The organism is Streptacidiphilus sp. PB12-B1b, assembly GCF_014084125.1.
Lineage (GTDB): Bacteria > Actinomycetota > Actinomycetes > Streptomycetales > Streptomycetaceae > Streptacidiphilus.
The window spans coordinates 5,264,409-5,274,498 of the sequence record NZ_CP048405.1 but is presented as its reverse complement, the minus strand read 5'-3'; the positions used below and the strand labels follow the sequence as shown (position 1 = coordinate 5,274,498).

General features: G+C 72.3%; 11 protein-coding genes. 10 read left to right on the top strand and 1 reads right to left on the bottom strand.

Features of this window, described 5'->3' with window-relative positions:
- Window positions 1-20: 20 nt before the first annotated feature.
- From GXW83_RS23035 to GXW83_RS23015, 5 genes are all read left to right on the top strand, one after another.
- Window positions 21-311: a DUF6059 family protein gene (locus GXW83_RS23035; RefSeq protein ID WP_182444956.1), complete on the top strand. Its 291-nt coding sequence runs from the start codon at window positions 21-23 to the stop codon at window positions 309-311.
- A 119-nt stretch (window positions 312-430) separates the two neighbouring features.
- Entirely contained in the window at window positions 431-2,191 is a 1,761-nt protein-coding gene (locus tag GXW83_RS23030) for a fatty acyl-AMP ligase (RefSeq protein WP_182444955.1), read from the top strand.
- A 103-nt stretch (window positions 2,192-2,294) separates the two neighbouring features.
- The gene (locus GXW83_RS23025; protein WP_182444954.1) at window positions 2,295-3,143 is read left to right on the top strand and encodes an AfsR/SARP family transcriptional regulator; all 849 of its coding nucleotides are present in this window, start codon (window positions 2,295-2,297) and stop codon (window positions 3,141-3,143) included.
- Between the two features lie 341 nt (window positions 3,144-3,484).
- On the top strand, window positions 3,485-4,315 hold the full coding sequence (locus tag GXW83_RS23020; RefSeq protein ID WP_182444953.1) for an AfsR/SARP family transcriptional regulator: 831 nt from the start codon (window positions 3,485-3,487) through the stop codon (window positions 4,313-4,315).
- 129 nt (window positions 4,316-4,444) lie between these two features.
- The gene (locus GXW83_RS23015; RefSeq protein WP_182444952.1) at window positions 4,445-4,750 is read left to right on the top strand and encodes a hypothetical protein; all 306 of its coding nucleotides are present in this window, start codon (window positions 4,445-4,447) and stop codon (window positions 4,748-4,750) included.
- 25 nt (window positions 4,751-4,775) lie between these two features.
- On the opposite strand, the gene GXW83_RS23010 is transcribed toward GXW83_RS23015, so the two are convergent.
- On the bottom strand, window positions 4,776-5,141 hold the full coding sequence (locus tag GXW83_RS23010; RefSeq protein ID WP_182444951.1) for a SchA/CurD-like domain-containing protein: 366 nt from the start codon (window positions 5,139-5,141) through the stop codon (window positions 4,776-4,778).
- A 236-nt stretch (window positions 5,142-5,377) separates the two neighbouring features.
- Between GXW83_RS23010 and GXW83_RS23005 the strand changes: the two genes are divergently transcribed.
- The 5 genes from GXW83_RS23005 to GXW83_RS22985 all read left to right on the top strand — a co-directional run bounded on the left by GXW83_RS23005 (window position 5,378) and on the right by GXW83_RS22985 (window position 9,977).
- Window positions 5,378-5,689, top strand: a complete 312-nt coding sequence (locus GXW83_RS23005; RefSeq protein ID WP_370466753.1) for a TcmI family type II polyketide cyclase — start codon at window positions 5,378-5,380, stop codon at window positions 5,687-5,689.
- Window positions 5,686-6,135 (top strand): cupin domain-containing protein, encoded by a 450-nt coding sequence (locus tag GXW83_RS23000; protein ID WP_182444949.1) that lies wholly within the window; start codon window positions 5,686-5,688, stop codon window positions 6,133-6,135. Before GXW83_RS23005 ends, GXW83_RS23000 begins: the two co-directional genes overlap by 4 nt.
- A gap of 131 nt (window positions 6,136-6,266) precedes the next feature.
- Window positions 6,267-7,151, top strand: coding sequence for a methylenetetrahydrofolate reductase [NAD(P)H] (metF, locus tag GXW83_RS22995; RefSeq protein ID WP_182444948.1), 885 nt, complete (start codon window positions 6,267-6,269; stop codon window positions 7,149-7,151).
- 226 nt (window positions 7,152-7,377) lie between these two features.
- The gene (locus tag GXW83_RS22990) at window positions 7,378-7,671 is read left to right on the top strand and encodes a hypothetical protein (protein WP_182444947.1); all 294 of its coding nucleotides are present in this window, start codon (window positions 7,378-7,380) and stop codon (window positions 7,669-7,671) included.
- Complete coding sequence (locus GXW83_RS22985) at window positions 7,668-9,977, top strand: TOMM precursor leader peptide-binding protein (RefSeq protein ID WP_182444946.1); 2,310 nt, start codon at window positions 7,668-7,670, stop codon at window positions 9,975-9,977. The genes GXW83_RS22990 and GXW83_RS22985 overlap by 4 nt, the downstream gene beginning before the upstream one ends.
- The last annotated feature ends 113 nt before the right edge of the window (window positions 9,978-10,090 follow it).

The window sequence follows — 10,090 nt, the reverse complement described above, 5'->3', positions numbered from 1 at the left end:
GAGGTGCAGTGGAGGAACCCATGCGCAGACTCGCTCGAGGCTTCATCAGGTACGTCTTCTACCCCACGCTGCGCAGCTTCGCCGTCTACGGCCAGCTCTTCGCGCCGATGGGCGCCTATGTGCAGGGCGGCCCGCTGGGGGTGGCGGAGCACCTGTACCCGGCGCCGCCGCGCGCCCGGCGCGTCGCGGCCGGGGGCCCGCTGGCCGACCTGCCGCCCGGGCATCCGGAGCGGCTCTGCCCGGACCTCCTGCTCAGCGAGTTCGAGCGGCAGGTGCTGCGGCAGATGGACCCCGCCGCCCCGGTGGACTGAGCGCGCGTACGGGCCTGCCCCGCCTGTTCGAGCCCCGTTCGAGGTGATCTGCCCCTGCTGTGCCCTAGCGTCGCGGCTACAGCAGTCGGGATGGCAGGTAACTGAACGAGGGGGCAGCCTTGGCCGGACACGGTGACTTCACGCAACTTCTCGAGGCACGGGCCGCGGAGCGCCCGGACCACGACGTCCTGCTGTTCCTCCGCCACTCACGGGACGGCGTGGGCGAGTTGGACACGCTCAGCTACGCCGAGCTGTCCCGCGAGGCCCGGCGGCTGGCCGTGTGGCTGCGCGAGCACGGCGCCGCGGGCGAACGGGTGCTGATCGCCCAGGACCGGGGCTGGCTGTTCGCCGCCTCCTTCCTGGGCTGCCTCTACGCCGGTGCGGTGGCCGTGCCGGTGCCGCCGTCCGGAGGCTCCCGGCACCGCACCGAGCGGATGGTCGGCATCCTCCGGGACACCGCGGCCAAGCTGGTCCTCAGCGACGCGGTGCACGCGCCGGCGCTCTCCCAGCTGCTCGCCGGGTCGGGCCACGGCGACGTGGTGTGCCTGGCGGCCGACAAGCCGGATCTCGCCGACCCGGACGACTGGCGCATGCCGGACATCGCACCGCAGGACATCGCCCTGCTGCAGTACACCTCCGGGTCGACCGGCGACCCCAAGGGCGTGATGGTCTCGCACCGCAACCTGCTGGCCAACCAGCGGATGATCCAGCAGGCGCTGGGCACCGGCCCGGACTCCCGGATCGGCGGCTGGCTGCCGCTGCACCACGACATGGGGCTGGTCGGCCAGTTACTGCACCCGCTGTGGCTGGGCGCGAGCGGGGTGATGATGGAGCCCTCCTCGTTCGTCCGGCATCCGCTGCGGTGGCTGCAGATGATCGAGGACTACCAGGTGACCGTCGGCGGCGGCCCCAACCTCGGCTACGAGCTGTGCGTCCAGCGGATCGCCGACGAGGAGGCCCGCAGCCTGGACCTCTCCCGCTGGGCGGTCGCGGTGGACGGCGCGGAGCCGGTCCGGGAGCAGACGCTGCGGGACTTCGCGGCGAAGTTCGCCCCGGCCGGGTTCGCCGCCGGGGCCCTCAGGCCCTGCTACGGGCTGGCCGAGGCGACGCTGCTGGTGGCCGGCGGGAGCCCGGGCACACCGCCGCGCAGGATGAGCGTGGACGTCGAGGCGCTGGAGCAGAACCGGCTGGCCGAGGCCGGGCCCGCCGCGCGCGGCCGGACCCTGGTCAGCTGCGGCGGCCCGGCGCCCGACCTCGACATCCTCATCGTCGACCCGGAGACCCGCACGGCGCTGCCGCCGGGCGCGGTGGGCGAGATCTGGGTGCGGGGCTCCGCCGTCGCGGCGGGCTACTGGAACCGGCCGGCGGACACCGAGCGCACCTTCCGGGCCGTCACCGCCGACGGGGAGCCGGGCTACCTGCGCACCGGCGACCTCGGCGTGCTGGCGGACGGCGAGCTGTTCGTCACCGGCCGGCTGAAGGACCTGGTGATCGTGGCCGGCCGCAACCTCCACCCGCAGGACGTGGAGCGCACGCTGCAGAAGGTGAGCGTCCTGTTCAGCTCCGCCGCGGTGTTCGCGCTGGAGGCGGAGAGCGACCAGGTGGTCGTCGTCCAGGAGGTCCGCTCCGGCTCCTCCTTCGACGCCGACCTGCCGGAGCTGGTCGCGGCGGTCCAGCGGTGCCTCTCGCAGGAGTTCGAGCTCGCGGTGCAGAACGTGGTCCTGGTCCGGCCGGGGACCGTCCGACGCACCACCAGCGGCAAGCTCCGGCGGGAGGCCATGCGCCGGCTGTTCCTGGCCAACCGGCTGCAGCCGCTGTACGAGGTGGTCAACCCGGAGGTCAGCCTGCTGGTGGCGGCGACGGCTGAAGAAATCCGCTGATCTTCGTGAGTTTCTCACTGTTCCGCGGCGCCCGGCCGGGCCACCCTCTAATCAAGGCTCCGTTGCCCGGTCCTGGGGGTGCGGCGAGGAGAGGGCGGTCGACATGGACATCAATCTCTTGGGACCGCTCACGGCCTCCGAGACGGGCGTCTCCATCGTGCCCAGCGCGGGGAAACCCCGGCAGATCCTGGCACTGCTGGCCCTGAACGCCGGCCGGATGGTCACCGTGGCCTCGATGATGGAGGAGCTGTGGGGGCTCGACCTCCCCCGCAGTGCCCCGACCACGCTGCAGACCTACATCATGCAGTTGCGCCGCAAGCTGGCGCTGGCGCTGTCCGACTCGCCGCGGGCCGCCAAGGACGTCCTGGTGACCAGGAACAGCGGGTACCTGCTGCTGGCCGAGCCCGGCGAGGTCGACGCCCGACGCTTCGACCTGATGGTCAGCCGGGGCTACGCGGCCTTCGACGCCGACCCCCGGCAGGCGTCCGACCTCCTGGGCGAGGCGCTGGCGCTGTGGCGCGGTCCGGCCCTGGTCGACCTGCCGCAGGGGCGGCTGCTGGAGGTCGAGACGATGCGCCTGCACGAGAGCCGGATCGCGGCCCTGGAGCGCCGGATCGACGCCGACCTGAGGCTCCAGTACCACCACGAGGTGCTCAGCGAGCTGGCCGGGCTGACCGCGCAGCACCCCCTGCACGAGAACTTCCACGCGCAGTTCATGCTCGCCCTGCACCGCTGCGGCCGCTCCGGGCAGGCGCTGGAGGCGTTCCGGAAGCTGCGCTCCTCCCTGGTCGACGAGTTGGGCCTGGAGCCCTCGGGACGCGTGCAGCGGCTCCAGCAGGCGATCCTGTCGGCCGACCCGGAGCTGGACCCGGTGCACGAGCGGGGGCTGCACCACCTGTCGCAGGCGGGGCGGTCCCCGGCGCCGGCCGTGGGGCTCGGCCTGCCCCGCTGACCGCCGCGCGGGGCGCACCGGCCGGGGCGGGGTGCGGAAGAGGTCGCCGGGGCGTGGAAGAGGTCGCCGGGGTGCGGAAGAGGGTGCCGGGCCGCCGGTCCCGGCCGCGTTCGAGGCCGTGTCCAGTGGCCTTCCAGGGTTTCTGTGGACGATCCCGTCATCTTGGGGAGGCGGGCACGAGGCCCGGGAGCGCAGGAAGGCACGGATGAGCGGGTTGCCAGCCATGCAGCCGGGCCTTCGCGCCCGCTGCGGACCCACCATCCCCGACCAGCTCGCCGCTTAACCTGGCGAGCGGTCCGCGCCGGCTCCCCTCTACTTCCGCTCGGAAGGAGCCCCAACTCATGGACATCGGTGTACTCGGCCCCTGCAGAGTCACGCAGGCGGGCATCTCCGTGGTTCCCACCGCCATCAAACCGCGCAAGCTGCTTGCGCTGCTCGCGCTGCACCCGGACCGGGTGGTGTCGGTGGCGGCGCTCATCGAGGAGCTCTGGGGCGGCCACCCGCCCCGGAGCGTGCAGACGACACTGCAGACCTACATCCTGCAGATCCGCAACATGATCAACGCGGCACTGGCCGGCAGCTCCCAGGAGGGCCTCCCCTGGGGGGCCAAGAGCGTGCTGGTCACCAAGGCCGGCGGCTACCTGCTGGACACCCAGGGCGGGATGATGGACGCGCTGGAGGCGGATCGCCTGGCCGGCGCCGGCCACCGGTTCCTGGAGGCCGGCGACCACGCCGCCGCAGCGGCCCGGTTCCGTCAGGCGCTGGCCCTGTGGCGCGGGCCCACGCTGGTCGACGTGCAGGTCGGGCCGCTGCTCGAAGTGGAGGTGATGCGCCTGGAGGAGTGCCGGATGAGCATCCTCGGACAGCGCATCGAGGCCGACCTCAACCTGGGGCGGCACCACGAGATCCTCGGTGAGCTCGCCGGGCTCGCCGTCCAGTACCCCACCTACGAGCGGCTGCAGGCCCAGCTGATGCTGGCGCTGTACCGCTCCGGCCGCCGCGGCAGCGCGCTGGAGACGTACCACAGGCTCCGCACGACGCTCAGCCGGGAGTTGGGGCTGGACCCCTCGCCGGGGATCCAGGAGCTCCAGCGGGCCATGCTCTGCGACGATCCCGAACTGGAGCGCGAGGCCGCCGGCGTGGGACCGTTGCGGATGCTCAGGGCGGGCTGAGTCGGACCGCGCCCGCGGCCGATACGGGTAGCAACGCGGCTGCCCGGCAACGGCACTGACGCCCCATCACACAGGGGTCGGCCCCGCGACTGCGGTCGCGGGGCCGACTCGGCGAAGGAGACGATTTCCATGCGGCGAACGGTTTTGGTCCTGGCCCTGTTACTGGCCGGCTGCGGCGGTGTCGCCGGCTGCGCGGACCACACCAGTGCGGGCTGCGGATCGAACAGTTGCCACCTCGACCTGTCCGACGGCGACAGCTTCACCCTGGACGGCGTGAAGTTCACCGTCGACCGGGTGGACGACACCGAGATCACCTTCGGCTCCCACGGAGTCAGCCTGACGCTGAAGAAGAGCACGGACCTCAGTATCGGCCGCTACCACCTGCACCTCGGGGACGACAACGGGTCGTCCGCCGGAGTCGACATCACCAAGTGACCCCGGCAGGACATATGACAGACAGTCAGTCCCGCACGGAGAGCTGGGTCAGGCAGGGCAGCAGGCTCCGGTTGAAGGTCGCCACGAAGCCCTCCGGCGTGCCGGTGTCCCGGGGGCGGCTGAGGTAGGGAACGAGCTTGCGCTCGACCTCCTGCACACCGGGCTGCGACGCCATGTGTCGGGCGATCTCCTGCAGGTCGCCCTCGTACTCGATGACCCGGACCATGGTGGTCTCGCGGAGGAAGACCGCGGTCGCCAGGATTCGCGTGGTCGGCTTCTCCTGGTCGCCGCCGACGGCGGGGGAGCCGACGCGCTTGAACCCGTTGAAGATCTCGGTCAGCTCCTTCTCGTAACCGGCCTTGATGTCATAGGTGAGTGCGGCGAACGGCATGAGGACTCCCGGGAAGGACGGTCAGGTCGGAGGCGTGCGGAGGGCCCGGTCGGCCGCGTGGCCCGCCCTGTGGCTCCATCGTCGCCGGGCGACTCGGACCGGGCTTGAGACCGGCTGGACCTCCGGGGTGGACGCACCGTCAAGTGGTGCTCGAGCCGGGTCGGGGAACGTTCCGCCGTCGACTCGACACGGATCCCCAGGAGGCATCGGTGCACAGGACGCTCATCGTCGCAAGGATGGAAGACCCCCGGAACGCCGAACCCATCGCCAAGATCTTCGAGGAGTCGGACTCGACGGACCTGCCGCACATGATCGGGGTCTCCCGGCGGACCCTGTTCGCCTTCCACGACCTCTACTTCCACCTGGTCGAGGCCGAGCAGGACATCACGCCCAACCTGTACAAGGCCCGCAGCCACCCCCTGTACAACCACATCAACACCAGCCTGACCGACTGGGTCTCCCCGTACGACCCGAACTGGAAGGAACCCAAGGACGCCATGGCCTCGCCGTTCTACGTGTGGACGCCGCAGGAGGGGAGGATCCGGTGACGACCGCACCGCAGCACGTCAAGGACGCGGCCTCGCTCAGCCGGTCCGCGTCGGATGCCGTGCCCAACCGCAAGCGCGGCGGCGACATCCGGGTCACCCTCAGCCCGGTCACCGTGGGCTGCGGCTCCGGCTTCGGCGGGGTCCTGTACCTCGGCCCCGGGGAGTTCGTCACCCGCCACTACCACCCGTACTCCGAGGAGTTCCTGCACGTCGTCGCCGGCGAGCTGGAGATCACCCTCGACGGCCAGGTGGTCCGGCTGGTGCCGGGATCGTCCGTGTTCATCCCGATCGGGGTGGACCACCGGCTGGTCAACGCCGGTACCGAGCAGGCGCACTGCGTGTTCCACCTGTCCCCGCTGGCCCCGCGCCCGGAGCTGGGCCACGTGGACACCGAGGAACTGGTCGACCCGGCCGGGGCCGACCCGGCCGTGGGCGGCGGTTCCTGAGCCCCGGCACGCCCTGACCCGTCGGCGCGCCGGGGCGGAGCCCTGCGAGGGGCTCCCGCTCCACCCCGGAGCCGCCCACTCCAAAAGCCAGATGAGGAAGGGAGGGCTGTGATGGCCCCCAACGGCTCGACGTGGCCGCACTGCTCGCACGCGGCCGGACCTCCTACTCCTTCGAGTTCTTCCCGGCCAGGACCGACGCGGGGGAGCGGACGCTGTGGGACTCAATCCGCCGGGTGGAGTCGGTCGCCCCGACCTTCGTCTCGGTCACCTACGGGGCCGGCGGTTCCTCGCGCGACCGGACCATCGCCATGACCCACCGCATCGCCACCCACACGAGCCTGCGGCCGGTGGCCCACCTCACCGCGGTCGGGCACTCGGTGGCCGAACTCCGCCGGATCGTCGGCCAGTACGCCGACGCCGGGATCCGGGACGTGCTCGCCCTGCGCGGCGACCCGCCCGGCGACCCGCAGGGCCCCTGGCAGGCCCATCCGGAGGGGTTCGACCAGGCCGACCAACTCGTGCGCCTGGTACGGGAGCTGGGGGACTTCAGCGTCGGCGTCGCGGCCTTCCCCGAGCGGCATCCGCGCTCGCCCGACTGGGAGAGCGACATCCGCCACTTCGTGGCCAAGTGCCGGGCCGGCGCGGACTACGCCGTCACCCAGATGTTCTTCCGGCCCGAGGACTACCTGCGGCTGCGCGACCGGGTGGCCGCCGCCGGATGCGACACGCCGATCATCCCGGCCATCATGCCCGCCACCCACCACCGGCAGATCCAGCGCTTCGCCGAACTGAGCAATGCCGCCTTCCCGGCCGACCTGGCACGGGAGTTGGCGGAGGCGAGCCCGGACGACGGCCACCGCATCGGGGTGCACCACGCCACCGTGCTGGCCGAGCGGCTGCTCGCCGAGGGCGTCCCCGGACTGCACTACATCACGCTGAACCGTTCCGACGCCACGCTCGAGATCCACCGCAACCTGTCGTCGCCGAGCACGCGTGCCCCCTCGGCCGCCGCCTGACGGCACCGTCGCCCAGGAGCCCGGAACCGGGCAGTGCCGGGCTTTTCGGGGCAGGATCGGAGTACTGACGACAGGGTGCGGGTGTTCGTGAGATTCTCACGGACCGGGCATGACAAGTTCACTGGTCATGCCGTCGTCCGCGCCGGAGAATCCTACGTGCATCGCCTGCACAGCCGCACCAGAACCTGTCCTGTCATCAGTGCTTGCTCGCTCTGTGGAGGTTCACGTGAACGGAACCGTGCTGCCCCGTGACCTGTGGCGTGCCGAACTCATCGCCCGCAGCTGCCTCGAACCCCTGCTGGCCGACCGCTACCGGGCCGATCCCCGGGGAGTCCTGGCCGAGCTGGGGGTGGTCCTCGAAGCCGGCGAGCAGCCCTTCGCGCTGACCGAGGGCGCCGCCGCGGACCTGCTCATCGAGGACCTCGACCGGTCCTCCGCCGTCCTCGGCTGGTGCCAGGTCACCATCGCCGACGACGCCCCGGCGGCGGTCCGGCTGGAAGAACAGCTGGTCCACGCATGACCGACCCGTTCCAGGAGGAGCCGGCCCTCGACGTGGAACCCGAGGGCCGGCGGCTGCTGGGCTTCCGCAGCCACCTGCGGGTCGAGTCGGTCACGGGTGACGCGACCTACCTCATCTCCGACCGGGGCGTGACCGCGCTCGAAGGCAGCGGGATCGAGGCGCTCGCGCCGCTGCTGGACGGCACCCGCGACCTGACCGCGGTGCTCCACCAGACCGCGTCCGTCCTCCCGGCCGAGCAGACCGGCCGGCTGATCGGCCGACTGGCCCGGGAGGGCCTGGTCGGCTACCGCAGGACGAGGACCGCCGACCCCGCCCAGGCGTACTGGGACCTCGCCGGGCTCGACGCGGGAGAGGCCCTCGAACGGCTGGCCTCGGCCCGGGTGGAGCTGACGGCGCTGGGCGGAGTCCCGGCGGACGAGGTGGAGAGCGCCTTCCGGGCCAACGGCGTGACCCCGGTGCCCGGCGACGCGGGCGCCGAACTCGCGGTGGTGCTCTGCGACGACTACCTCGATCCCGAGCTGCGGGAGTTCGACGCCCGGCGGCGGGCGCAGGGGCGCCCCTGGCTGCTCGCCCGGCCCAGCGGGGCGAGCGTCTGGGTCGGCCCGGTGTTCCAGCCGGGCGCCGGGCCGTGCTGGTCCTGCCTGGCCCACCGGCTGCGCGGCCAGCGCGCGTCGGAGATCCCGGTGCAGCGGGCCCTCGGCCTGCGGGGCCCGGTGCCGCGCCCCGCCACCCACCTGCGCTCCGGCTGCGCCGCAGGCGCCCAGCTGGTCGTCCTGGAGGCGGTGAAGTGGCTCGCCGGGTACCGCCACCAGGGCCAGTGCGCGGTCATGGCGCTGGACACGCTGACCCTGGAGAGCAGGCACCATCCGCTGCACCGGCGCCCGCAGTGCGCCGAGTGCGGCGACCCCGGACTGACCGCCGCCCAGCTGCGCCGCCCGGTGCAGCTGGGCTCACGCGCCAAGGGCTCGCGCGTCGGCGGGCACCGCGCGTGCTCGGCGAAGGAGACGCTGGACCGCTTCGGCCACCTGGTCAGCCCGGTGACCGGCGTGGTCAGCAGCATCCAGCGCGACCCGCACGCGCCCCCGTTCTTCGACTGCTACGTGTCCGGCCGCAACCACGCCGTCGGCGGCGCCAACCTCCGGCAGCTCCGGGCTGGACTGCGGCAGGTCTCCGGAGGCAAGGGGACCACGCCGCTGGACGCCGAGGTCGGCGCCCTGTGCGAGGCGCTCGAACGCTACTCCGGCACCCTGCAGGGGGACGAGCTGCGGATCCGGGACAGCCTGCGCGGCCTGGGCGACGAGGCCGTCCACCCGGACACCTGCCAGCTGTTCGACCCCCGCCAGTACCGCGACCGCGACCGCTGGAACGCGTCGCACAACGCCCTCCAGTTCGTCCCCGAGCCCTTCGACGAGAACGCCGCCGTCGACTGGACCCCGGTCTGGTCGCTCACCGAGAAGCGCCAGCGGCTGCTCCCGACCGGCATGCTGTACTTCAACCAGTCCGACAGCACGATCGAACCGGTCGCCGGGCGGCGCTCGCTGCGCGCCTGCTCCAACGGGAACGCCGCCGGCAGCTGCCTCGAGGACGCGGTGCTGCAGGGCTTCCTGGAACTGGTCGAACGCGATGCCGTCGCCCTGTGGTGGTACAACCGCACCCGCCAGCCCGCCGTCAGCCTGGACGCCTTCGCCGACCCCTGGACCGACGACCTGCTGGTCGGCTACCAGCGGCTGCACCGGCACGTCTGGGCCCTGGACCTCACCTCGGACCTGGGCATCCCGGTCTTCGTGGCGCTCTCCCGGCGCACCGACAAGGCGGCGCAGGACATCATGTTCGGCTTCGGCGCCCACCTCGACCCCCGGATCGCCCTGCGCCGCGCGCTGACCGAGATGAACCAACTGCTGCCGGCCGCCGTGGACGCGCTCCCCGGCGGCGGCGGGTACCACGTCGACGAGCCGGAGGTGCTCGACTGGTGGCAGCGGGCGACCGTGCACAACCAGCCGTACCTGGTCCCCGCCTGCTCGGCGGCCCGGCGCCCGGAGGACTTCGCCTACCACGGGCGCTCCGACTTCAACGAGGACCTCGCCGACATCACCCGGCTGCTGGACGAACGCGGCATGGAACTGCTGCTGCTCGACCAGACCCGGCCGGACATCGGCCTCCCGGTGGTGAAGGTGATCGTTCCCGGGCTGCGCCACTTCTGGGCCAGATTCGCCCCCGGCAGGCTGTTCGACGTACCGGTCCGGCTCGGGCGGGTTCCGGAACCAACGGCATATGCGGAGCTCAACCCCGTCCCGCTGTTCGTCTGACGACGCCGATCCGCCAGGGTCTCGCCCCCGGTGGAGCCCCCGCGTACGCTTCCCCTGACACGATTGAGGTTCAGGGGGAACTGTTCGTGACCAGAGCCATGGAGCATCCGATG

Excerpts from the sequence above, each read along its gene's own strand:
- GXW83_RS23020 (WP_182444953.1), top strand. The coding sequence starts at position 3,485 with ATGGACATCGGTGTACTCGGCCCCTGCAGAGTCACGCAGGCGGGCATC.
- GXW83_RS23015 (WP_182444952.1), top strand. The coding sequence starts at position 4,445 with ATGCGGCGAACGGTTTTGGTCCTGGCCCTGTTACTGGCCGGCTGCGGC.
- GXW83_RS23005 (WP_370466753.1), top strand. The coding sequence starts at position 5,378 with ATGGAAGACCCCCGGAACGCCGAACCCATCGCCAAGATCTTCGAGGAG.
- GXW83_RS23010 (WP_182444951.1), bottom strand. The coding sequence starts at position 5,141 with ATGCCGTTCGCCGCACTCACCTATGACATCAAGGCCGGTTACGAGAAG.
- GXW83_RS23025 (WP_182444954.1), top strand. The coding sequence starts at position 2,295 with ATGGACATCAATCTCTTGGGACCGCTCACGGCCTCCGAGACGGGCGTC.
- GXW83_RS22985 (WP_182444946.1), top strand. The coding sequence starts at position 7,668 with ATGACCGACCCGTTCCAGGAGGAGCCGGCCCTCGACGTGGAACCCGAG.
- GXW83_RS23035 (WP_182444956.1), top strand. The coding sequence starts at position 21 with ATGCGCAGACTCGCTCGAGGCTTCATCAGGTACGTCTTCTACCCCACG.